Source organism: Kitasatospora sp. GAS1066B (assembly GCF_041262605.1).
Lineage (GTDB): Bacteria > Actinomycetota > Actinomycetes > Streptomycetales > Streptomycetaceae > Kitasatospora.
In genome coordinates, this window is the sequence record NZ_JBGCCO010000008.1 from 193,957 (window position 1) to 216,718 (window position 22,762).

Consider the following 22,762-nt stretch of genomic DNA (forward strand, 5'->3'; position numbering starts at 1 on the left):
TGACGGATGGCCTGACCGGCGACCCCTCGCCGATGTCGGGGCCTGGGTGTCGGCCCAGAGCCGGCAACGTGCTGTCGGCTGCTGAGCTCGGCCGGATACGATGGCAGCCGGTAGCACCGCCACCGCAGCTGAGCCGCCGCGTGCGCGGCAGAGATGAGCAGCCCTCATGAGCGGTGCCGACGCGGTGGCCGCCCCGGCCGACCCGGCCGACCCGGCCGACCCGGCCGGCCACGTGGCCGCCGACACGGCCCACGCCGCCGGTGCCGCGCTGGCCGAGCCGGTGACCCGGGTCTCGTGGCGTTGGACGGCCTCGCTCAGCCTGGTGAACCTCGGGGTCTTCCTGGGCTTCTTCACTCCGATCCAGATCCTGCTGCCGATGCAGCTCGAACGCCTCGACGCCGCTCACAAGGCCGGCCTGCTCTCCTGGGTGACGGGCGTGGGCGCCGTGGTCGCGATGCTGGTCAACCCGCTGGCCGGCGCGCTGTCGGATCGCACCACCTCGCGGTTCGGGCGGCGTCGCCCGTGGATCCTGGCGGGCGCGCTGCTCGGCGCGGGCGGGTTGTTGCTGACCGCCGGCGGGCATGGCCTGGTCGGCATCACGGTCGGGTGGGTGGTGGCACAGGCGGGTCTGAACGTCATGCTGGCCGGGGCCACCGCGCCGGTGGCCGACCAGGTTCCCAGCAGGCAGCGGGCGGTGGTCTCCGGCTGGACCGGGATCAGCCAGTCGCTCGGGCTGGTGGTCGGCGCCTTGCTGGTCACCCTGCTGGTCGGCGGGATCGCTTCGGGGTATGCGGTGGTGGCGGCCATGACCGTGGCCCTCGCGCTGCCGTTCGTCCTGTTCTTCGCCGACCCGGTCCTGCCACCGGGGGCGTTCCGCTCGTTCAACCTCCGGACCATGCTGGCCGGTTACTGGGTCAGTCCGCGCCGGTACCCCGACTTCGGGTGGGCCTTTGTGACCCGGTTCCTGATCAACCTGGGCAATGCGATCGGCACCCTCTACCTGCTCTTCTACCTCACCGATGCCGTGCACTACCGCTCGCCGGACGCCGGGGTGCTGATCCTCACCGCCGTCTACACCCTGGCCGCGCTGCTGACGGCGATCCCCGCCGGGATGGTCTCCGACCGCACCGGCCGGCGCCGTGCGCTGGTCGTCCTCTCCTGCGCGGTGATGGCCGTCGCCGCCCTGCTGCTGGCCCTGGTCCACACCTGGCCGGCCACCGTCGTCGCCGCCGCGGTGCTCGGTGCGGGCTACGGCGTCTACCTGGCCGTCGACCAGGCCCTGGTCACCCAGGTCCTGCCCGTCGCCGCCGACCGGGCCAAGGACCTGGGCGTCATCAACATCGCCAACTCCGGCCCCCAGGTGATCGCCCCGGCCATCGCCGCCCCGATCGTCGCCGACTTCGGCGGCTACTTCGGGCTCTACCTGGCCACCGCCCTGGTCACGCTGCTCGCCGGCCTGCTGGTCCACCGCATCCGTGGCGTCGCCTGACCGACCCGTACGCCTGACCGACCCGTACGCCTGACCGACGGGTACGCCTGACCGGCCTGCGCACGTCACCGGCCGGCACGGCGAGCCGTCGTCAGATGTACCCCTCGCGCATGGCGAAGGCGACCGCGTGGGCACGGTTGCGCAACTGCATGCGCACCATGATGTCGTGCAGCACGCCTTTGACGGTGCGTTCGGAGTAGCAGAGCTGGCCGGCGATCTCGCGGGTGTCCAGGCCCTTCGCCACCAGCTTCAGCACGTTGATCTCCCGCTGGGTGGGCCGGGTGCCGGATTCCGGCGGGACGGCGCTGCCCCGGCGCATCCGGCCCAGCTGGCTCAGCAGCCGCCGCAGCAGGTCGCCCGGGATCTCGCTCTCGCCCCGGCCGGCCGCGTGAATCGCCTTCACCAGCCGCTCGGCGGTGGCCTGGTGGCGCCAGACGATCGTGTGCACTCCCGCCTCCAGCACCAACTCCAGCTGCTCCTCGTCGAGTTCGCTGGTCACCAGGACGACTCGCTGGGCTCGCTCGACGCCCAGCTTGCGCAGCCGGGTCGCGGTCGGCGCGTCGATCTGGTCGACGAGCAGCACGGCCACGTCCTCCGCTCGCGCGTCCTCGGTGGCGTCGGTCCGCTGCACCACGGTGATGTCCCGTTGCTGCTCCAGGTAGCCGATCAGGCCGGCTCGGGAGAGCGGGTCGCCGTCGTGGATCGCTACCGTGATCTCCTGCAGTGACATAGCGCCTTTTCCTCACACCGAAAGCATGCTGACAGGGGGTGGGCTGTCAGCGCGGTCTCGCTCGGCGGTGCGAGTGGCAGGGCCTGGTCGCCCGGGCTTTCGGTCGATCGGTGGGCTGGGGCAGCAGGGGTTCGACTGTCGGGTGGCGTCGTCGGCTCACCTGAGCATCGTAGGCCGGGGCCAGTGCCGAAACAGTGCCGAAAAGCTGACGGTCGCCTTGCCCCGCCCCACGCCTTACTCCGTCGCCCGCTCCCGGATCCTGCGGCGGAGCTGTTCGGCGTCGGGGTGGCCCAGCTCGTCCAGGATGGCCAGCGCCTGCTCCCAGGCGACGACCGCGGACTCGTGCTTCCCCTGGGCGTCCAGGGTGTCGCCGATGTGGCTGAGGGTGTCGGCCTCCAAAGCGCTGTCGTTCAGGGCCTGGTAGGCGTTCAGGGCGCGCTCGTAGCTGGTCAGCGCCTGCGCGTACTGCCGGAGGTGGTGCTGTGCGTAGCCGAGGCTGTCCCAGGCGGCGGCCTCGCCGTTGAGATCGTCGATCCGCCGGTGCAGGTCGATCGCCCTGCGGCACAGTGCCAGGGCCTGCTCGTGCTGCCCGAGCAGGATGTGCGTCCACCCGGTCTCGTTGAGCACGCTGCCCTGTCCGCTGAGCCGCCCGGTCGCCTGGTAATGGGCGCAGGCCTGTTCATAGTGACGCAGGGCCTGGTCGTAGTCCAGCCTGCTGTTCGCCCGGAAGGCCAGGTGGCGATGCGTACGCGCCTGGCCGTCGCGGTCGCCCAGCTCGGTGAAGAGTGTGAGCGAGCGCTCCAGGTGGTGCTGTGCGTCGCTCTCGCGGGACAGCCGGCCGTAGGCGAACCCCAGCTCCCGGTGCGCATGGGCCTGTCCCAGGACGTCGGCTGCCCGGTCGGCGGCCTGCAGCGCGGTGCGCTGGATCCGCAGTTGGTCCTGCCAGTGGCCGCGCCGGTCCAGGTAGCCGGCCAGCGTCTGGGCCAACTGCCAGGCATGGGTGGGGAGTCCGTTGGCGCTCGCCTGCTCGATCAGGCGGAGCAGGACGGGGAGCTCGGCGTCCAACCAGGCGGCGGCCCGGGGCCGTCCGTCGAGCGTTTCGGCAGCGGTTCCGGATCCGTGCGCGGGCAGGTCGATGCCGTCCAGGCGGTGCGGAGCCAGCAGGGTCGCGGCGGCGTGCGCGGAGTGCAGGTAGTAGTCGGTCATCCGGCGCAGCGCCGCCTGTCGGGTCTGCTCGTCGTCGTACGCGAGGGAGAGCTCACGGGCGTGCGCGTGCAGCAGGTCGTGGAGCGCGTAGCGGCCCGGGGTGGGCGCGGTCACCAGATGGGCTTGGCCCAGCTCGTCGAGGAGGGTGGCCGCCCGGCTCGCCGGGAGGCCGGCGAGGTTCGCCGCGGCCGGCACGGTGAAGTCGGGGCCGGGGTGGAGGGCGAGCAGGCGGAAGAGCTGCCTGGCCTCGGGCGTCAGTAACTCGCAGGACCAGGAGAAGACGGTGCGGACGTCGGTGCTGGGATCCGTGCCGGTGAAGGCGTCGAGGCTGCCGTGGCTGCTGCGGAGTTCCGCCGCGATCGAGGCGAGCGGGAACTCGGGACGGGTGGCGGCCCGTGCGGCCACCACGGCCAAGGCGAGCGGGAGCCGCCCGCACAGCTCGATGATCAGCTCGACTGCCTGCGGCTCGGCGGCGACCCGGGCGGCGCCCAGGCGTTGCACCAGGGCGTCCCGTGCCTCCTCGGGACTGAACGGACCGAGGCTGAGCGGATGGGCGCCCTCGCTGGCGATCAGACCGTGCAACTGGTCCCGGCTGGTGACGATCACCAGGCTGCCGGGCGCACCCGGCAGCAGCGGCCGTACCTGCTGGGGGCTGCGCGCGTTGTCCAGCATGATCAGCATGCGTCGTCCCGCCAGCAGGCTGCGGTACAGGGCGGCCTGCTCGTCCGCGCCGGCCGGCACCCGCTGGGGCGGCTCGCCGAGCGCGTGCAGGAAGCCGCGGAGGACTTCACTCACGCTGGGCACGAGACCGGCCGGGTCGAAGCCGCGCAGGTTGGCGTAGAGCTGTCCGTCGGGGAAGCGGTCGGCGATCCGGTGGGCCAGGTGCACGGCCAGCGTGGTCTTGCCGACCCCGGCCATCCCGTTGATCGCGCTGATCACCACGGTGCCGGGCCGGCCGCTCGCCCCCTGGCCGTGCTCCAGCCGGCCGTTCACCGCCTGGCCCTTCTCCACCTGGCCGGGCAACAGTGCTTGCAGCAACGCCAGTTCGGCACTTCGCCCGGTGAACCCGGCCAAGGCGGCCGGGAGTTGGGCGGGGCGAGTAGCGGGCGCCGCAGGGCGTGGTGCGTCGACCGGCGCCGGGCCGCCCGCCGGGCCGGCTGCCGCGTCGGCGGTGTGCTCGGGGGAGGTGTGCCCGGGTGCGGTCTGCCCGGGTGCGGTGGCCCGGGCCGGGGGAGCGCCGTGGAGCACCTGCCGGTGTGCGTCGAGCAGCTCCGGCCCCGGGTCGACACCGAGCTGTTCGGCGAGCTGCGACCTGACCCTGCGGTAGACCACCAGCGCTTCGGCCTGCTGCCCGGTGACCGCCAGCGCCTTCATCAGGTGGGCCTGCAGCCCCTCTTCGAGCGGATTGCGTTCGGCGGCGTCCTGTAGGGCGGGCAGGATCCGGCCCGCGCGGCCGGCCTCCAGGGCGACCTGCGCGGCGTTCCTGACGACGCCGAGGTACTCCCGGTCGATCGAGGTGAACGCCGGGTGTGCGCGTACCTGCGCGGGGATTCCGGCCGCGGTCACGCCGTGGCGCAGCGCGAGCGCCTGGGTCAGGAGTTCGACGGCCGCCGCCGGCGTTCCGGCTGCCCGAGCCCGGTGAGCGCGCTCGACAAGGGCGCGGAAATGCGCCAGATCCAGCGATTCGGGATCGACAGGAAGTCGGTACGTCCCCGAACTGCGCAGCACGGGACTGCCGTGCTCGCCGGACGCCGGACGCGGTTCCAGCAGTTTTCGCAGTGCGCCCACGTGGCGGTGCACCACGTTGGCCGCGCTGTGCGGCGGTTCCTCACCCCAGAGGACATCCACGATCTCGCTGAACTCGACCGGTTGTCCCGCGTGCACCAGCAGCAGCGCCAACAGCGCCCGCTGCTTGGGCGGTCCCAGCTCCAGCTCCACATCGCCGCTCCACACCCGGGGCGGCCCCAACACGGTGAACCTCACGGATCCCAAGTCTACGTGTACCGACCGCTGGTTCGGTGCCGTGAACTGTCGGACCGTCAGATCGGGCAGAACCGCAGCCGGCGGGCGCGGGCCCGCCCGTCGCGGGCGGACGCCGGGCAGGCTGCCGGCGGGCTGGCGGCGGCACCGGCCACGTCCGCGCGGGCAGCCGGTGCCGTTCGAAAGGCCCCGTGGTGACCGAACGGACGGTGTCGGCACGGCTGGCGGGAGGTGCGCCAGGACCTTATTCCGAACCCTGCCGGAGCGTGAGAATTCCAGTGCGGAATCGAGGAGGCCGGACGGACGGGGAGCGGCCTCCCGTAGTAGCCATTCACCCTGTGAGGACGGAAATTGAGCAGAGTCATAGCGGTTGTCTCCGGTGGAGTCGACTCCGTAACGATGGCGTACAAACTGAAGGCCGAGGGACACCGGCTGCACCTGCTGGCCGTGGACTACGGACAACGTCACCGCAAGGAGCTGGAGTTCGCCCGACTGGCGGCGCGGCGGCTGGGAGCCCGCTACGAGGTGGCCGATCTCAGTGCCGCGCGGAACGTCTTCCGGGGCTCCTCGCTCACCGACTCCGCCGTTGACGTGCCGGCCGACACCGGTCCCTCGCAGGGCAGTTCGACCATCGTGCCGAACCGCAACGCGCTGCTGCTCGCCGCCGCCTTCGCGCTGGCGGTGGTGGAGCAGGCGCAGGCGGTCGCCTTCGGCGTGATGGCCGATGACGTCGGTCCGTCCGACACCTCACCGGAGTTCCTGCGCGCGTTCCTGGCGATGGAGCGGATCGCGACCCGTGGCCAGGCGCACCCGGACCTCGATCTGCTGGCCCCGCTGGTGGAGTTGCACAAGAGCGAGGTGATCGCGCTGGGGGACGGCCTCGGCGTGCCGTGGGAGGAGACCTGGACCTGCTTCCGCGGCGAGGAGATCCACTGCGGCAGGTGCGCCGCCTGCGCCGAACGGCGCGAGGCCTTCGTGGCGGCCGGGGTCAAGGACCCCACGGCGTACGCGCGGTAGCGCGCGGCGCGACCGATCCACCCAGGCTCCGAGTGCAGCAGTAACCCCCGAGAACGGATCGTGGCGTGACCATCTTCGACATGTTGGAATCCGAGGTACGAAGCTACAGCAGGGCCTGGCCGGTGGTGTTCGACCGGGCCGTGGGCAGCCGCATCCACACGGAGGACGGCAGGCCCTACCTGGACTTCTTCGCGGGCGCCGGAGCCCTCAACTACGGCCACAACAACCCGGTGCTGAAGCGGGCGCTGCTCGACTACATCGCCGCCGACGGCGTCTCGCACGCCCTGGACATGTTCACCGTGGCCAGGCGCGACTTCCTGGCGGCGCTCCACGAGGTCGTCCTGCGGCCGCGCGATCTCGACTACCGGGTGGTCTTCCCCGGCCCCGGTGGCACCAACGCGGTGGAGGCCGCGCTGAAGCTGGCCCGCAGGGTGACCGGACGCCCGACGGTGGTCAGCTTCACCAACTCCTTCCACGGCATGACGCTGGGGGCGCTGGCGGTGAGCGGCAACGCGAAGAAGCGGGCCGCCGCCGGGGTCCCGCTCGGGCAGGCCGTGTCGATGCCGTACGACCGCTACGCCGAGGAGGCCGGGGACGAGGCCGGGACGGGACTGGCGTACCTGCGGCGGATGCTGGAGGATCCCGGGAGCGGACTGGACCGGCCCGCCGCGGTGATCGTCGAGACGGTCCAGGGCGAGGGCGGTCTGACGGCCGCCCGCGCCGAATGGCTGTGCGAGCTGGCCGAGTTGTGCCGGCGGTGCGGCGTCCTGCTGATCGTCGACGACGTCCAGATGGGCTGCGGCCGCACCGGAGGGTTCTTCAGCTTCGAGGACGCGGGGATCGTGCCGGACATGGTCTGCCTGTCGAAGTCCATCGGCGGGTACGGGCTGCCGTTGGCCCTGACCCTGATCCGCCCGGAGCTGGACGTCTGGCAGCCCGGCGAGCACAACGGGACCTTCCGCGGCGTCAGTGCGGCCTTCGTCACCGGCGCGACGGCGCTGCGCACGTACTGGAGTGACGAGGAGTTCGAGAAGGCGATCAGGTCCAAGGGCGAGCGCATCGCGTCCGCGCTGGCGGAGGTCATCCGGTCCCATCCGGCGGCGGGCCTGCGCCTCAAGGGGCGCGGGCTCGCGGTGGGCCTCGACTTCGGCGCTCTGGGCGCGGCCGGCGGGGAGCTGGCCGGCCAGGTGTGCGCCACCGCCTTCGAGAACGGTCTGCTCATGGAGACCTCCGGCGCGGGCGGGCAGGTGGTCAAGCTGCTGCCCCCGCTCACCGTCAGCGAGGACGAGATCGCCGAGGGCCTGGAGATTCTCGGCTCGTCCGTGCGCGCGGTGCTCGCGCCATGAGGCCGCCGCTGCCGGCGCCGTGACCACGGCACCGCTGTTCTGTCGACGGACCTGTCCGACGGGCCGCTCACGCGCGGGCCCGCCCGAGCGGACCGGGCCCCGCAACTCCTGGAGTGCTGCGTGAAGAGTGTGATCCCCACGGTCCGCCTCGGCGACTGGCGGTCCGCCCCGGCCGACGCCTGGCGGAGTACCGCCGCCGAACTCGACCGGGCCCTGCGGGAGACCGGCATGTTCCTGCTGGTGGACCACGGCGTGCCGCAGCGGTTGACGGACGAGCTCCGTGCCTGCGGACGGCGCTACTTCGCCCTGCCGCGCGAGGTCAAGGCGCGTTACGCCATCGAGGCCGCGTACGACAGCGGCTGGCTGGAGCTGCATCCCGGCGGCGGTGTCGGCGTGCCGCGTGCCGACGGATCGCCGGCCGGGCCGAGCGCGCCCGATCTCCACGAGTCCTTCTACATCAGCCCGACCCATCGCACCGGCGATCCCGCGCTGGACCGGCTCTACTACCCGGCCAACCGCTGGCCGCGGGAACTGCCCGAGCTGCGCCGGGCCGCGGACGCCTACACCGCTCACATGGTCCGGGTCGCGCAGGAGGTCAACGCCCTGCTGGCCACCGTCCTCGGTCTGCCGCAGGGGTTCTTCGCCTCGGTCGCCACCAGGTCGACCTGGACGCAGAACGTGAGCTGGTACCCCTCGCTGCGCTCGGTGGGCCGGTTGGAGAGCGGCCAGTTGCGCAACGGGCCGCACACCGATCTGGGCAGCTTCACGCTGCTCAGCCGCCAGCTCGGGGTGGGCGGTCTGCAGGCCTGGAACGAAGCGGACGGCTGGTTCGCACCGCCGTACCGCCCGGACTCACTGATCGTCAATCTGGGCGAGCTGATGGAGCTGTGGACCGACGGTCGGTGGCGGGCGCTGAAGCACCGGGTGCTGGCGCCCAGTGCCAGCGCACCGGATGAGGAACTGCTCTCCCTGGTCTTCTTCTTCGAGACGGATCCGGAGACCTGGATCGAGCCGCTGGCGGCGCCGTTCGGCGGCGGCGCGGGCCGGCAGCCGGTCCGAGCCCGGCACTCGGTCCTGGAGAAGCTCGGCGTGGTGCCGGACACCGGCACCACCGCCCACGCCGGCACCAACTGACCCGCCATCACCAGATCGAACGGAAAGGCATGTGAGCGACATGACGCTGCGGATCACCAAACGGTTCGAGTTCTCCGCCAGCCACCAGCTGGCCGGTCTTGCCGACGGGCACCAGTGTGCTCGCCTGCACGGTCACAACTACGTGGTGGAGCTGGAGTTGAGCGCCGACCTGACCGAACTCACGCCGACTGGGTTCGTCCGCGACTACGGGGATCTCGCCACCTTCAAGTCCTGGATCGACAGCACGCTCGACCACCGGCACCTCAACGACCTCGTGGACGGCAACCCCACCGCCGAGAACCTGGCCGTCTGGCTGTACGGGCGGTGGGCGAAGGAGTTCCCGGAGCTCAGCTCCGTGCGGATCTCCGAAACGCCCAAGACCTGGGCGGAGTACCGGCCCTGAGCCGCCGAGCGGGCGGGTGCGGGCGGGTGCGGCAGGTGATCGGTTCAGCTGACGACATGGCGAAGAAGGAGGTGGTGCCCTGTGGAAACCGAACTCGTCGTCAATGAGATCTTCGGCCCCACTTGAGACCGTTCAGGGAGAAGGCCGGTCACTCGGCCGCAGATGCGCGTTCCTGCGCCTCGGCGGTTGCAACCTCTCCTGTCGGTGGTGCGACACCCCCTACACGTGGGACTGGCAGGGGAGGAGCGACGCCGGTGTCAGGTACGACCCGAAGGTGGAACTGCACCGGCGCACCGTCGACTCGGTGGCCGAGGAGCTGCTGGCGTTCGGAGTCGACCTGGTGGTCGTCTCCGGGGGCGAGCCGCTCAACCAGCAGGCGCGGCTGCTGCCGCTGGTCCGCCTGCTGACCGCGCGGGGGATCGAGGTCGAGATCGAGACGAACGGGACGCGGGCGCCGGATCCGCACCTGATCGAGACCGGGGTCCGCTTCAACGTGTCGCCCAAGCTCGCGCATTCGGGCGATCCGGTGCGGCAGCGGATCGTCCCCGGTGCGCTGCGGCGATTCGCCCGAACGCCGGGGACCACCTTCAAGTTCGTCTGCCGGGACACCGCCGACCTCGACGAGGTCGCCGGGCTGGTCGCGGAGATGGGGATCGACTCGGTCTGGATCATGCCCGAGGGGCAGGACCGGGACGCCATCGACAAGCACACGCGGGCTCTCGTCACCTCGGTGATCGACCGCGGCTGGAACATCACCACCAGGCTGCACACGCTGGTCTGGGGCCACAGGAGAGGTGTCTGAGTTGTCTGTGACGACACGAGTGGGCAAGCAGGCCCTGGCGTACGAGGAGCCCCCGCAGCAGGATCCGCTGGTCGACCTGGCGCGGCGGCTGCTCAAGGAGATCGGCGAGGACCCCGACCGGGACGGGCTCCGGGAGACGCCGGAGCGGTTCGCCCGGTGGTGGCGCGAGTTCATCGACTACGAGCCGGGAGCGATCGCGACCCTCTTCGAGACGACCACCACCAGCCAGTTGGTCATCGTCTCGGACATCAAGGTGTGGTCCCTGTGCGAGCACCACCTGCTGCCCTTCAACTGCTCCGTGACGATCGCCTACCGGCCCACCGAACGACTGCTGGGCCTGTCGAAGTTCGCGCGGGTGGCGCACCGGCACGCGCACCGGCTCCAGGTCCAGGAACGGCTGGTCGCGGACATCGCGCGGGACATCGCGGAGATCACCGGCGCGGCGGACGTGGCCGTCATCGCCAAGGGCGAGCACCTGTGCATGACCATGCGCGGGATCAAGGCCAGCGCCCTGATGACGTCCACGGCCTACCGCGGCGCGTTCGGCGAGGACAGCGCGCTGCGTGGCGAGCTGCTCGCCCTGCTCCGTCCCTGACCGCCGGCCCCGGGTCCGCCCCGGACCACTGCGGTCCGGGGCGGACCCGCGGGTCAGCCGGCCGGGTTAGAGGGTCCGCCAGCAGGGGGCCGGCGTCGCGACGCCCGGGCTGTCGCCTGGACGGCTTCTCCTCAGTCGCCGATGCTCCGCATGGACTCCCTCGTCGGCACCGCCCAGACTCGGCCCGGACGCCGCTCCTTCCTCCAGCCCCCTACTGGCGGACCCTCTTAGCCGCGTGCAGCAGGAACCAGTGCCGGGCGAGCCGGACACCCTGCGGCGCGGAGGCCTGGGCGACGTAGCGATCGAAGCGCTGCTGGTCGCCCACCGGGTCGTAGTCCTCGAAGATGGGCACCAGTTGCAGGAACCGGTTCAGCTCGGCCGGCGAGTGGAAGTACTCGTCGTAGTGGAAGCTCTGCTCCCGCAGGATCGTGAAGCCCGCCTCGGCCAGCCGCCGCCGCTCCTCGTGCGCGACCGGCGTGCCCGCCCAGCGGCCGTAGAGCTGTCCCCGGCCGAAGACCTCCTTGAGCTCACGCACGTCGTGCTCGCCGATGCCGAGGTAGACCAGCGAGCCGCCGGGCTTGAGGACCCGCTGGAACTCCGGTCCGAAGAGCGGGCCGCGACGCGAGGTCACGACGTCGAAGGTCCGGTCGGCGAAGCCGGTCGCCGAGGCGTCCCGCAGTTCGAACGAGACCTGCCCCAGCCCGGACTCGGCCAGGTGGCGGCCGGCCGATTCGAGCATCTCCGGCGCCAGGTCGATGGCGTGGACGCGGCCGAAGGCCGGGGCGATCGCCAGCAGGTTGCGTCCGTCCGCGCAGCCGACGTCCAGCAGATGCCCGGCCGGATCGCCGAGGCCGTGCACGATCTGGTCGAAGACCTCCTCCGGATCGCCGTCGGCGTAGACCACCGTGCGCTGGGCCCCGCTGGAATAGCCGCCGAACTTCTCGGCCACCTTCGAATAGAACTCCGAATTCATCATCAGATCTCTTTTCCGGAAGGCCAGTTGCTCCGATCGTGAGCCATCCTGCCGCTCCGGCCGTTCGGCCAGAAGGTCCCGCCGCCCGGACTTCGGCCCGGACCGGAACACACCGGCCGGACGCTCGCCCGGTCCGAACGGGCAGCACCGGGCCGGGAGTACGGTCCGCCGGCGACCGCCGGTCCGTCCGCTGGGACGTCGTCCGCACCGCATCCGCACCGCATCCGCATCAGAAGAGAGGCCGCCATGGGAGCAGCCACACCCGCGATCCTGCTGGTCGACCCCGTCCGCCAAGGCGTGCCGTTCAAGGCCGCCGCCCGCGATCTGGGGTTCGCCGTCGTCTCGCTCTACACGCTCGACTACCTGGCCGCGCTGCCCGGCCACCAGGAGGGCGACGACCTCTCGCTGTACGCCGGCGAGCCCGAGGACGCCGCTCGGCAGCTGGCCGGCACCGGCTTCGACGTCCGCGCGGTGGTGCCCGCCCTGGAGGCGGGCGTGTACCTGGCCGACCTGATCGCGCAGCGGCTCGGGCTCCCGGGCAACGACCACGCGCTCGCCTGGGCCAGGCGCAACAAGGCGGCGATGCGGGCCCGGGCGGGCGAGGCGGGTGTCCGCGTCCCCGAGTTCCGACGGGTCCACGCGGCGGCGGAGATCGCCGCGGCCGCCCACCAGGTGGGCTTTCCCGTCATCGTGAAGCCGACCATGGGCGCGGGCTCGCAGGGCGTCACGGTGTTCTCGGACGCCGACGCGCTGCACGACGTCGAGCGGCTGGTCACCCACGACGTCTACCGCGAGCCGATCACCGAGTGGCTGGTGGAACGGTACATCCGGGGCCGCGAGTTCGCGGTCAACTTCTTCAGCGCCGACGGCCGGCACCGGCTGGTGGACATCTGGGAGTACCGCCGTCCCGACGACGGCGACTACGACTTCCCGCTCTGGGACATCGTGCAGATCGACGAGCGTCACCCGGACCGGGAACGGGTGGAGCGGTTCGTCCGGGAGGCCCTCGATGCCTACGGCATCCGGCGGGGCCCCAGCCACACCGAGGTGAAGTGCAACGAGGAGGGCGTCTTCCTGATCGAGGTCGGTGCCCGGCTGTCGGGCGGTCCCGCCGTGGAGATGTGGGCCCGGTACGGCGGCCTGCGCCCGTTCCACGACGCCATCGAGTGCTACCTGGGGCGGCGGCCGCGGCTGCTCGACCAACCGGTCGTGTTCCCGGGTGTGTTCGGCTCGGTGGTGATCCACAACGAGCAGGCGCCCGGCACGCTGGTGGCCGTGCACGGCCTGGACCGGCTGGACGACCTCCCGGGCATCGACAGCGTGCTGGTCGGCTACCAGCCCGGCGACCATGTTCCGCTGACCCGTGACAACGTCAGCATCCCGTTCAGCGCCTCCGTGCACGGCCAGGACGAGGCGGCCGTGCTCGCCACCCTGGCCGCCGTCCGCTCCCTGGTCCGGCTGGAGATCCGGCCCGACCCGGTCCCCGCCGATGCCTGAGGCGGCCGCCACCGGCTCGATCGCCACCTACCGGGAGGTGCTGGCCGCCCCGGGTGCCCGGCGGTTGGCCGTGGCGAGCCTGGTGTCCAAGTTCCCGATCAGCATGTTCCCGGTGAGCGGCGTGCTCCTGCTGTCTCCCCGGTACTCCTATGCCGAGGCCGGGACGGCCGTCGGTGCGATGCTGCTCGCGAACGCCGTCAGCAGTCCGCTGCGCGGCCGGCTGGCGGCCACCGGGTCGGGTCGGGTGCTGCGCCGCTGCCTCGCCGGCTACCTGGTCGGACTGGCGGGGCTGGTGCTGGCCGCCGCGGGCCGCCTGCCGTTCGGCTGGGTGGTCCTGTCCGTGGTCACGATCGGTCTCTGCTTCCCGCCGGTCAGCATCCTGCTGCGGACGCACTGGACGTCGGTCGACCGGGCGCGCGGCCGCTCGTCGGCGAACGCGCTGGAGTCGGCGCTGATGGACGTCACGCTGATCACCGGGCCGGTGCTCGCCACCTGGCTGAGCACCTCGCTCTTCCCGCTGCTGCCGTTCGCGCTGATCGGGGCGCTGATGGCCGGCGCCGTGGTCCTGCTGCTCACCCTGCACCGCGAGCCGACCGAACGCCCCGGACCCCCGACCGGCCACTGGCGGGCACCGTTGCGCTCCCGCCCGCTGCGCGCGGTGTTCGGCGCCCAGTTCCTGTTCTGCGCGGCGCTGTCCGCCACCGAGGTGATGCTGCCCGTCTACGCGCAGCTGCAGCACGTCGCCTCGCACAGCGGGTGGTATCTGGCCGGCCTCTCGGTGGGCAGCATCGTGGGCGCCCTGGGCCTGGGCGCCCACGATGCCCTGGCCCGGACCGAACTGCCGGGACTCCTCGCCGTGTTCGTCGGTGGCTGCGTGCTGCTGGGCCTGGCGATGGAGGTGGCGCCGGCCGCCGTCCTGCTGGTCTGCCCGCTCACCGGCCTCGCGGTCGGCTCGACCTTCGCCCGCCTCTTCACCGCCATCGGCGCGCTGACCCCGCCCGGCTGCGACAGCGAGACCCAGGGCTGGGCCAACAGCATGACGACCGTCGGCTTCGCGGCCGGCGCCTCGGCGGGTGCCTCCCTCGCCGGGGCGTACGGCGCGGGTGCCTTCCTGCTGCTCTCCCCGGTCGCGGGTGGGACGGCGGTGCTGTTCGCCCTCGGCGGGACGGCCGCCCTGGCTCAAGAAGGTGGAGCCGACTGACCGGGGCAGCGCTCAGCAGCCGAGCTCGGCCCGGGTCGGCGGGTCCGCACCGGGGCGGGTGCAGGTGACGGCGGCGGCCCGGGCCGCCAGGGCCAGCGCCTCGGCCACCTCGGGGGCGAGGCGGTCGGCACTCGTCGCGGCCCGCAGCGCCTCGCGCGCGGTCGGCGGCAACTGGAAGCCGGACCCCAGCGGTTCGGACCCCAGCGGTTCGGACCCCAGCGGTTCGGACCCCAGCGGTTCGGACCCCAGCGGTTCGGCACCCAGCAACCCCGCCCCGAGCAGCCCACTCACCAGCCCGGCCATGAAGGCGTCCCCCGCGCCCACGGTGTCCACCACCTCGACCGGTGTGGGCGCCAGCTCGCAGCTCCCGTGCCGCCAGAAGGCCAGCGCACCCGCGGCGCCCAGCGTGACCACCACCAGCGCGGGCCCGGTCTGCACCCACGCGGCGGCCACCGCCGCGGCGTCGCAGCCCGGGTAGAGCCAGTCGAGATCCTCCGCACTGGCCTTCACGACATCGCTGAGCGCGACGAGTTGCTCGACTCGCGGCCGCTCCTCGTCCGCCGTCCCCAGCAGCGCGGGCCGCAGGTTGGGGTCGTAGGAGACGGTGGCCCCCGGGCGGGCGGCCCGGACGGCGGCGAGCACCCGAGCCGCGCCGGGTGCCAGGGTCGCCGCGATCGAACCGGTGTGCAGGTGGGCGATCGGACCCGTGCGGGCCGGGTCGACGGCCTCCGGTGCCAGGCTCCAGTCGATGTCGAAGCGGTAGGTCGCCGCTCCGTCCGAGCCGAGGGTGGCGGTGGCGGTGGACGTCGCGGCGTCGACCACCGACCCGACGGTGAGCCGCACACCGCTCTGGCCGAGCCGTCGCCGCAGGTCCAGGCCGTACCGGTCGCTGCCGATCCGGGTGGCCAGGCAGACCGGCCGGCCGAGCCTGGCCAGCCCGAGGGCCACGTTCGCGGGGCTGCCCCCGGGTACGGCGCGTTGCCGGCCGTCCGGGGTCGCCAGGATGTCGGTCAGTGCCTCACCGATGACGAGGGCCGAAGACCCTGCGGCCGTCATGCGTCCTCCTTGCTGTGGTTCGGGCTTGCTGTGGTTCGGGTGCCCCGGGTCATGGGGTGATGACGATCTTTCGGCCCTTGCCCGCCTGGAACTGCTGGAGCGCGGTGGCGTAGTCGGCGAGCGGGAGCCGGTCGCTGATGAAGACCTGGGGGTCCAGGACACCGGTGGCGAAGAGCTCGGCCGCGCGCTCGTAGCTGTGCAGCACCGCCATCGAGCCGGTGATGGTGATCTCCTGGTTGTAGATCCGGTACGGCTCGATCGTCGCACGCGCGGCGTAGTCCGCGACGCCGAACTGCAGGTAGGTACCGCCCTTGCCGACCCGGCCGAGCGCGTCCTGGATGGCCAGCTCGTTGCCGGTCGCGTCGATCACCACGTCCCAACCACGCGGCCGGTCCAGCTCGTCGGCGGAGGTGACGGCGTTGGTGCAGCCCAGCAGGCGTGCGGCGGTGAGCCGTTCGCTGTTGATGTCGACGACGTCCACGCCGGCCGCGCCGGTGCGCTTGGCGAGCTCCAGCATCATCAGGCCCATCGTGCCGGAGCCGTAGATCAGCACGCTGCTGGCCAACCGGCTGCGCAGCACGTCGTAGCCGCGCACCGCGCAGGAGAGCGGTTCGATGAGGGCGGCGTCCTGGGTGCGGACGTGCTCGGGCAGCCGCACGCAGTTGGCGACCGGGGCGAGGGCGAACTCGGCGGCCGCGCCGGGCACGGTGACCCCGATCGCGGAGAAGTTCTCGCAGAGGTTGCCGCGCCCGATCCGGCAGTAGTGGCACTCGCGGCAGGGCAGCGAGGGGTCCACGGCGACCTGGTCACCGACCGAGAGTTCGCGCACCCCGGTGCCCACCGCGACCACCTCCCCGGCGAACTCGTGACCGGGGATGATCGGCAGCGTGGGCGCGAACTCGCCCTGGAGGATGTGCAGGTCGGTGCCGCACAGCCCGCAGGCCGCCACCTTGACCACCACCTCCCGGGGGCCGGGTGTCGGATCGTCGACGGTCTCGACGGCCACCACACCGGGCGAGCTGATGACGGCGGCCTTCACCGGACCGCTCCCCACAGGATCTGACTGGTCATTTGACTGCCCCAAGCGAGAGGCCCTGGACGAGCTTGTCCTGGGCGGCGAATCCGGCGACGAGCACCGGAACGGAGATGCAGACGGCGGCGGCGCACACCTTGGCCAGGAAGAGGCCCTGGCTGGTGACGAAGCCGGTGAGGAAGACGGGTGCGGTGCCGGCCACGACGCCGGTCAGCACCCGGGCGAACAGCAGCTCGTTCCAGCTGAAGATGAAGGAGATCAGCGCGGTGGCGGCGATCCCGGGCGCGGCGACGGGCGCCACGATCCGCCCCAGGGTGGTGAGCAGCCCCGCGCCGTCGATCGAGGCGGCTTCCAGGATCTCCTTGGGGACCTCAGCGAGGAAGGACCGCATCATCCACACCGCGATCGGCAGGTTCATCGAGGTGTAGAGGATGACCAGCAGCCAGATGTTGTCCAGCATCCCGGTGTTCTGCGCGATCAGGTAGATCGGCAGCAGGCCGGCCACGGCGGGCAGCATCTTGGTGGAGAGGAAGAAGAACATCACGTCGGTCCACTTGCGCACCGGCCTGATCGACAGCGCGTAGGCGGCGGGGATCGACAGCAGCAGCACCAGCAGGGTCGAGGCGACGCTGGCCGTCAGGGAGTTGATCAGCGGCGGCCAGGGGCTGACCCCGCTGCCGGCGCCGAAGAACTCCCGGTAGCCCTGCAGCGTGAGGCCGGCCCCGACGCTCGGCGGGTTGGTGGCGGCGGCCGACTCGCTGTGCAGCGAGGTGAGCACCATCCAGGCGAACGGCAGGAAGAAGAGCACACCGCACAGCCAGGCCAGCAGGCCGAGCAGGGCGCCGTTGCGGCGAGCGGAGGCGTCGCGGCGACGCGCGGCGGGCAGGGTGGTGGCGGCGGTCGTCACAGTGACTCCTCCCGGAACAGCGACGAGACGGTCCTCAGCGCGAAGGTCGCGAGGAGGATGGTGCAGATGACCACCAGGACGCCCTCGGCGGACGCCTGGCCGTAGTCGTGGCCCTGATAGAACGTCTGGTAGACGGTGTAGGGCAGGTTGGCGGTGCCGAGCCCGCCGGACGTCAGCGTGAAGACGGCGTCGAAGTTCTGCACCACGTAGATGCTGCCGAGCAGTGCGGCGAGCTCCAGGTAGCGGCGCAGGTGCGGGAAGGTGAGGTAGCGGAACACCTGCCAGGTGCTCGCCCCGTCCACCCGGGCCGCCTCGACGACGTCCAGCGGCCGGCTCTGCAGCCCGGCGAGCAGGATCAGCATCATGAACGGCGTCCACTGCCAGATCAGCGAGATCTCGACGGCGATCAGCGGAGTGTTGGAGAGCCAGTCCGGCTGCGGCGCGTGCGAGCTGCCGAACAGGCTCCAGAGCCAGGTCAGCGAGCCGTTCAGCAGACCGTAGGAGGCGTTGTAGATGGCGTGCTTCCAGAGCAGTGCGGAGGCCGCCGGCACCACCAGGAAGGGCGTGATCAGCATCGTGCGCACGACGCCGCGGCCCAGGAAACGGCGGTCGAGCAGCAGCGCCAGCACCAGCCCCAGCAGCAGGCTCACCAGCACCACGGCGACGGTCAGCAGCACCGTGGTGACGATGGACGAGCGCAGCGCCGGATCGTCGAACGCCGCGGCGTAGTTGGACAGGCCGCCGAACCCGCGGTTGCCCGGGTCCAGCGCGTTCCAGCGCATGAACGAGATCACCAGGGTCCCCACGAAGGGAAGTTGGGTGACCACGATCATGAATATCAGCGCCGGCAGCAGCGGCGCCCGGAGCGACCAGGCGCCGCGCGGCCGGCCCGCCGCCGGCCGCGCGCTCTGTCCGGCGGACGGCGACACCCTGCTGCGGCGTCCGGTGATCGAGGTAGTGCTCACTTGCGTTTCTCCGCTTCGCACGGGCCCCTCGCCGCGGGTGGGCGGGGCGGGGCCGGGATGCTGTCGGGTGGGTTCGCGGGGGGTGTCAGTGCCCCGCGTACTTGGCGCCGACCTTGGCAGCGAGCGCCTGACTGTTCTTCAGCGCCTGGTCCACGCTGATCTGGCCCGCTATCGCGTCGCTGATCTGCTGCGAGACCTGGGTGCCCAGATCGGTGAACTCCGGGATGCCGACGAACTGGATGCCCGGCGCGGGCCTGGGCTGGACGCCCGGGTTCTGCGGGTCGACGCTGGTCAACGCGGTCTTGGTGGCCTGCGCGAACGCCGAGGCGGCGGCCACGTAGTCGGGGTTGCTGTAGGTCGAGGCGCGCTTGCCGGCCGGGACCCGGGACCAGCCGAGGCTCTTGCCGACCAGCTGCTCGTACCCCTGGCTGGAGGCCCAGGAGATGAACTTCCAGGCGTCGTCCTTGTGCGTGCTGGCCTTCTGCACGCCCCAGGCCCAGGTGTAGAGCCAGCCCGAGGCCTTGGTCTGGTCGGCCGGCGCGGGCGCGTACCCGATCTTCCCGGCGACCGGCGAGTCCGAGGCCTCCAGCGAGCCGGCCGCCGAGGTCGCGTCGTACCACATGGCGACCTTGCCCTGCTCGAGGTCGTTGAGGCACTCGGTGAACCCGGCCTGCGGCGCGCCCGCCTCACCGTGCGCCCGCAGCAGGTTCACGTAGAAGTTCGTCGCGTTGGTGAAGCCCGGACCGGTCAGCTGGGCCTGCCAGTTCTGGTCGAACCAGGTGCCGCCCATGGTGTTGGCCACGGTGGTCAGCGGCGCCATCAGCTCGCCCCAACCCGGCTGCCCGCGCAGGCAGATGCCCTTCATGCTCGGCTGCGCCCCGTCGGCCTTGGCCGCGAGGTCGGCGACCTGCTCCCAGGTCGGATTGGCCGGCATGGTCAGGCCCTTGGCCGCGAAGACGTCCTTGCGGTACATCAGGAACGACGACTCGCCGTAGAACGGCTCGGCGTAGAGCTGGCCGTTGTACGTCAGGGACTGCTGGATGGTGGGCAGGATGTCGCTCTGCTGGAACGAGGTGTCACTGGCGGAGTTCCCGCTGAGCGAGGCCAGCCAGCCGTTCTTCGCGTAGAACGGGACCTCGTAGTTGCTGATGGTCGCGATGTCGTACTGGCCGGACTGGCTGGAGAAGTCCTGGGTGAACTTGTCCCGGGCGTCGTTCTCCGGCAGTACGGTGAAGTTGACCTTGATGCCGGTGGTCTTGGTGAAGTTGTCCGCGGTCAGCTTCTGCAGGTCCTCCATCTGCGGGTTGTTCACCATCAGCACGTTGATGGAGTGCGCCTGCGAGCTGCCGCCGGCGCCGCCGGCACCGCTGCAGGCCGCGAGCATGGCGCCGCAGAGGACCATCGCGCCCAGCGGCACGGTCCTGCGCAGGACGGACTGTCTGATCGTCATGGTGCTGTTCCTTCTCTCGGCGAGCCCGGTCGGGTGGGACCGGTTCGCGACGCGTGGGATCGATGCCGCGGCCGCGTGGGGATCGGCCGTGGTCGTGGCTCGGGCGTCGCGCGATGGCCACGGCAGCGGGGGGACTGCCGTTCGGTGTGGTGCCTCAGGTGTGGTGCGTCAGCTGTGGTGCGTCAGGTTGGGGCGGCAGGCCGGTGCCTCGGACTGCCGCCTCAGGCCCGGATGACGTGTGGTCCCAGCAGCGCGTAGCGGTGGGCTTCGGCGCTGGACAGTTCGGTGTCGGTGACGATCGCCTCGAAGTCGCTCACGTCCGCGAAGCGGCAGAAGCTGCTGGCCCCGAACTTGCTGTGGTGGCCCATGAAGACCCGCCGGCGGGACACCTCGAGGGCCTTGGCCTTGACGTCGGCCACCACCGGATCCGGGGTGGTCAGGCCGAGCTCGCGGGAGATCCCGTTCGACCCCAGGAACGCCAGGTCGATGACGAATCCCGCGAGCATCTGGCAGGCCCAGGAGCCCACGGTGGCCATGGTCCGGCCGCGAACCCGGCCGCCCAGCAGCAGGACGGTCACGTTCGCCGCGTCGGCCACGGCGGCTGCTGCGGAGAGCGACGCCGTCACCACGGTCAGTGGACGTTCGGTCGGCAGCAGCGCGGCGAGGATCTGCGGGGTGTACCCCTCGTCGACGAAGATGCTCTCCGCCTCGCCGACCAGCTTGACCGCCTCGGCCGCTATCCGGCGTTTGGCCTCGACGTGCCGGGTGACCCGCTGGGCCAGGTCGGTCTCGAAGCCCGTGCTCTCCACGGGGTAGGCACCGCCATGGGTACGGCGGACCAGCCCCCTGCGCTCCAACTCGCTCAGGTCCCGTCGGATGGTCTCCAACGCGACCCCGAAGTCGGCCGCCGCGGCGGTGACCTCGATCCGGCCCTCCTGCCGGGCCAGGACGAGGATCCGGTGCTGGCGCTCCGATGCTCGCATCCCGCGTTCCTCCCCTCCGCCCGATCGGACATCGGAAGCCCGAATCTGCCCGTGTGAGATTTATACCCCCGGGCCGGGGCGCTGGACAGCTCCAAAGCGGGCTGGAACATGCCCGAATCATGCCCGCTGCCAACGGAGGTGAGCGCAGGTCAGCGGCCGGCTACGGCCTTGCAGCCGGTGATCGACTGCCCGAATGCCCGGGCACGGGCCGCCGATTCGCAGAAAGCCACACGCTCCGCGCCTCGCGCGAGACCCGGGCGAGATCCGGGCGAGACCCGGACGAGACCCGGACGAGACCCAGCCGACACCGGACGGCACCGGGCCCGGCGCGGTCAGCCGCGGCTTCGCACCAAGCACCGTCGGGGCGCGGGTCGCACACTGGACATATGACTACGAACAGAGACGCTGCCGAGCGTCGGATCGGTGGGGTGCGCGTCACGCCCGCCAGGGTCGTTGTGGTAGTCGTGACGGTCCTGGCGGTGTGGTTCATCCTGATGAACCGGGGGACGGTCAGGATCCACCTGTGGGGCTTCGCCACCATCAACGCCGCGATGTGGGTGGTGCTGCTCTTCATGCTGCTGGCCGGGGTCGTGGTGGGGGCGTTCGGCTATCGGCGACGCCAGTCCCGCCGCGGGCCCGACTGACCCGCCGCTCGCGATCCTCAGCCGCCGGGCGCCAGCCGGTGCAGCTCCACGTGCTGGAGCAGCCCGCCGTCGATCCCGGCGGTCAGGTACGTGCACCAGGGCTGGCGCCGCCGGTCGGTGGGCGAGCCGGGGTTGAGCAGGCGCAGACCACGAGGCGTGACGGTGTCCCACGGGATGTGGCTGTGCCCGAACACCAGCACGTCCGCCTCGGGGAACCGCTGCTCGCAGCGGTGTTCGCGCCCTTGGGCCGGCCCGGTCTCGTGGACCACCGCCAACCGAAGGCCGTCGACCTCGGCCTCGGCCACCTCGGGCAGCCGGGCGCGCAGCGGCGGGCCGTCGTTGTTGCCGTGGACCGCGACCAGCCGGTTCGCCCGGGCGGCCAGCAGGTCCAGGGTCACCTCGTCCACCCAGTCGCCGGCGTGCACCACGAAGTCGGCCCGGTCGACTTCCGCCAGCAGGGCGCGGGGCAACTGCCGGGCCCGGGTGGGAACGTGGGTGTCCGAGGTGATCAGCAGGCGCACGGCGGGTCAGCTGCCGGAGCGGGTGCCGGGGCGCTGCGGGCGGCCGAGCCGCTGGCCGTCGAGGAAGAGGTCGACCCGCTCGTTGTAGAACGCGATCAGCCCGGCGACGGGCGTGAGCGGGTAGCTGGGGAAGTCGTAGCACCAGGCGAGGTCCGGGTGGAGCCGCTCGCCGACCCGGGCCGACCAGTAGCCACTGGTGGTGCCCTTGTAGGGGCAGGCAGTGACGGTGTCGCTGGGGACCAGGCGGCTGAAGTCGACGTCGGTGCGGTTGAGGTAGTACCGGGTCGGCAGCCCGGTCTCGAAGACCATCACCGGGGAGGAGGACTCGGCGAGCACCGTGCCGTCGCGCTCGACGCGCACCGTCCGGGTCGAGCGCAGCGCGTCGACCCGGACGTACGGGCTGCGGGGGTGGACGAAGACCTGCTCGTCCTCCTCGTACCAGGCGTCGAGGGCGTCCCACTCGAAACGCGCGGTGCCGCCGAGCCCATCGATCGGTGACTCCCGCAGCAGGCCGAGCGCGCCGGGCCGGTCGGTGTCACCCACGCGCAGCCCGTAGCGCTCGACGGTGCCGCGGGGGCTCGGCTCGGTGCCGTCGCCCGGCACCAGCAGCTCGGCGCGGACGTCGGTGAGCGGGATGTAGTACTGCGGGTAGTAGGGCACCTCCCAGACGTAGCGGGCCTGGGTGGTGTCGAGGACGGTCTCTCCCGCCAGCACGGCGCGGATCCGGCGCGGCACCGGCTCGACGTGGTTGACCTGGACGTTGACCTGGGGGTAGTCCCGATGATCGGGCACGGCGGGCTCCCTTGCTGGGGCGGGTGACTCCGCTGTCC

The 22,762-nt window shown here is 71.8% G+C and carries 21 protein-coding genes; 10 read left to right on the top strand and 11 right to left on the bottom strand.

The window, feature by feature from the left end; genetic code table 11:
* Nucleotides 1-166: 166 nt before the first annotated feature.
* Nucleotides 167-1,489, top strand: coding sequence for an MFS transporter (locus tag ABH937_RS11565; RefSeq protein WP_370218135.1), 1,323 nt, complete (start codon nt 167-169; stop codon nt 1,487-1,489).
* 91 nt (nt 1,490-1,580) lie between these two features.
* Here the strand turns inward: ABH937_RS11565 and ABH937_RS11570 are convergent, their stop codons facing one another.
* Both ABH937_RS11570 and ABH937_RS11575 read right to left on the bottom strand, forming a co-directional pair.
* Nucleotides 1,581-2,219 (bottom strand): response regulator transcription factor, encoded by a 639-nt coding sequence (locus ABH937_RS11570; RefSeq protein ID WP_280690819.1) that lies wholly within the window; start codon nt 2,217-2,219, stop codon nt 1,581-1,583.
* A 234-nt stretch (nt 2,220-2,453) separates the two neighbouring features.
* Nucleotides 2,454-5,408 (bottom strand): BTAD domain-containing putative transcriptional regulator, encoded by a 2,955-nt coding sequence (locus tag ABH937_RS11575; protein WP_370218137.1) that lies wholly within the window; start codon nt 5,406-5,408, stop codon nt 2,454-2,456.
* Nucleotides 5,409-5,756: 348 nt separating this feature from the next.
* On the opposite strand from ABH937_RS11575, the gene ABH937_RS11580 reads away from it, so the two are divergent.
* The 6 genes from ABH937_RS11580 to folE all read left to right on the top strand — a co-directional run bounded on the left by ABH937_RS11580 (nt 5,757) and on the right by folE (nt 10,702).
* Nucleotides 5,757-6,422 (top strand): 7-cyano-7-deazaguanine synthase, encoded by a 666-nt coding sequence (locus tag ABH937_RS11580; protein ID WP_370218138.1) that lies wholly within the window; start codon nt 5,757-5,759, stop codon nt 6,420-6,422.
* Between the two features lie 65 nt (nt 6,423-6,487).
* Nucleotides 6,488-7,768, top strand: coding sequence for a diaminobutyrate--2-oxoglutarate transaminase (ectB, locus tag ABH937_RS11585; protein ID WP_370218139.1), 1,281 nt, complete (start codon nt 6,488-6,490; stop codon nt 7,766-7,768).
* Between the two features lie 120 nt (nt 7,769-7,888).
* Nucleotides 7,889-8,902, top strand: coding sequence for an isopenicillin N synthase family dioxygenase (locus ABH937_RS11590; protein ID WP_370218141.1), 1,014 nt, complete (start codon nt 7,889-7,891; stop codon nt 8,900-8,902).
* A 40-nt stretch (nt 8,903-8,942) separates the two neighbouring features.
* On the top strand, nt 8,943-9,305 hold the full coding sequence (locus ABH937_RS11595) for a 6-carboxytetrahydropterin synthase (protein ID WP_280690878.1): 363 nt from the start codon (nt 8,943-8,945) through the stop codon (nt 9,303-9,305).
* A gap of 103 nt (nt 9,306-9,408) precedes the next feature.
* Complete coding sequence (locus ABH937_RS11600; protein ID WP_370218142.1) at nt 9,409-10,107, top strand: 7-carboxy-7-deazaguanine synthase QueE; 699 nt, start codon at nt 9,409-9,411, stop codon at nt 10,105-10,107.
* A gap of 7 nt (nt 10,108-10,114) precedes the next feature.
* Nucleotides 10,115-10,702 carry a GTP cyclohydrolase I gene (folE, locus tag ABH937_RS11605; RefSeq protein ID WP_370218143.1) on the top strand — a complete coding sequence of 196 codons (588 nt, stop codon included), beginning with the start codon at nt 10,115-10,117 and terminating at the stop codon, nt 10,700-10,702.
* A 211-nt stretch (nt 10,703-10,913) separates the two neighbouring features.
* Here folE and ABH937_RS11610 read toward each other — a convergent pair whose 3' ends face one another.
* Entirely contained in the window at nt 10,914-11,678 is a 765-nt protein-coding gene (locus ABH937_RS11610) for a class I SAM-dependent methyltransferase (protein ID WP_370218144.1), read from the bottom strand.
* A 243-nt stretch (nt 11,679-11,921) separates the two neighbouring features.
* On the opposite strand from ABH937_RS11610, the gene ABH937_RS11615 reads away from it, so the two are divergent.
* Complete coding sequence (locus ABH937_RS11615; protein WP_370218145.1) at nt 11,922-13,172, top strand: ATP-grasp domain-containing protein; 1,251 nt, start codon at nt 11,922-11,924, stop codon at nt 13,170-13,172.
* Complete coding sequence (locus ABH937_RS11620) at nt 13,165-14,373, top strand: MFS transporter (protein ID WP_370218146.1); 1,209 nt, start codon at nt 13,165-13,167, stop codon at nt 14,371-14,373. The genes ABH937_RS11615 and ABH937_RS11620 overlap by 8 nt, the downstream gene beginning before the upstream one ends.
* 12 nt (nt 14,374-14,385) lie before the next feature.
* On the opposite strand, the gene ABH937_RS11625 is transcribed toward ABH937_RS11620, so the two are convergent.
* The 6 genes from ABH937_RS11625 to ABH937_RS11650 all read right to left on the bottom strand — a co-directional run bounded on the left by ABH937_RS11625 (nt 14,386) and on the right by ABH937_RS11650 (nt 20,767).
* Nucleotides 14,386-15,429 carry a PfkB family carbohydrate kinase gene (locus ABH937_RS11625; protein ID WP_370218147.1) on the bottom strand — a complete coding sequence of 348 codons (1,044 nt, stop codon included), beginning with the start codon at nt 15,427-15,429 and terminating at the stop codon, nt 14,386-14,388.
* A gap of 49 nt (nt 15,430-15,478) precedes the next feature.
* Nucleotides 15,479-16,468: a zinc-dependent alcohol dehydrogenase family protein gene (locus tag ABH937_RS11630; RefSeq protein ID WP_280690830.1), complete on the bottom strand. Its 990-nt coding sequence runs from the start codon at nt 16,466-16,468 to the stop codon at nt 15,479-15,481.
* A gap of 28 nt (nt 16,469-16,496) precedes the next feature.
* Nucleotides 16,497-17,369 (bottom strand): carbohydrate ABC transporter permease, encoded by an 873-nt coding sequence (locus ABH937_RS11635; RefSeq protein ID WP_370218148.1) that lies wholly within the window; start codon nt 17,367-17,369, stop codon nt 16,497-16,499.
* Nucleotides 17,366-18,334: a carbohydrate ABC transporter permease gene (locus ABH937_RS11640; RefSeq protein ID WP_370146446.1), complete on the bottom strand. Its 969-nt coding sequence runs from the start codon at nt 18,332-18,334 to the stop codon at nt 17,366-17,368. Before ABH937_RS11640 ends, ABH937_RS11635 begins: the two co-directional genes overlap by 4 nt.
* Nucleotides 18,335-18,419: 85 nt before the next feature.
* Complete coding sequence (locus ABH937_RS11645) at nt 18,420-19,784, bottom strand: sugar ABC transporter substrate-binding protein (protein ID WP_370218149.1); 1,365 nt, start codon at nt 19,782-19,784, stop codon at nt 18,420-18,422.
* 221 nt (nt 19,785-20,005) lie between these two features.
* A complete protein-coding gene (locus ABH937_RS11650; protein WP_370218150.1) occupies nt 20,006-20,767 on the bottom strand; it encodes a DeoR/GlpR family DNA-binding transcription regulator in 762 nt (253 codons plus the stop codon).
* Nucleotides 20,768-21,153: 386 nt separating this feature from the next.
* On the opposite strand from ABH937_RS11650, the gene ABH937_RS11655 reads away from it, so the two are divergent.
* Nucleotides 21,154-21,411 (top strand): DUF1049 domain-containing protein, encoded by a 258-nt coding sequence (locus ABH937_RS11655; protein WP_280690832.1) that lies wholly within the window; start codon nt 21,154-21,156, stop codon nt 21,409-21,411.
* Between the two features lie 17 nt (nt 21,412-21,428).
* On the opposite strand, the gene ABH937_RS11660 is transcribed toward ABH937_RS11655, so the two are convergent.
* Nucleotides 21,429-21,932, bottom strand: a complete 504-nt coding sequence (locus tag ABH937_RS11660) for a metallophosphoesterase (RefSeq protein ID WP_370218151.1) — start codon at nt 21,930-21,932, stop codon at nt 21,429-21,431.
* Between the two features lie 6 nt (nt 21,933-21,938).
* On the bottom strand, nt 21,939-22,724 hold the full coding sequence (locus ABH937_RS11665; protein WP_280690834.1) for a DUF427 domain-containing protein: 786 nt from the start codon (nt 22,722-22,724) through the stop codon (nt 21,939-21,941).
* Between the last annotated feature and the right edge of the window lie 38 nt (nt 22,725-22,762).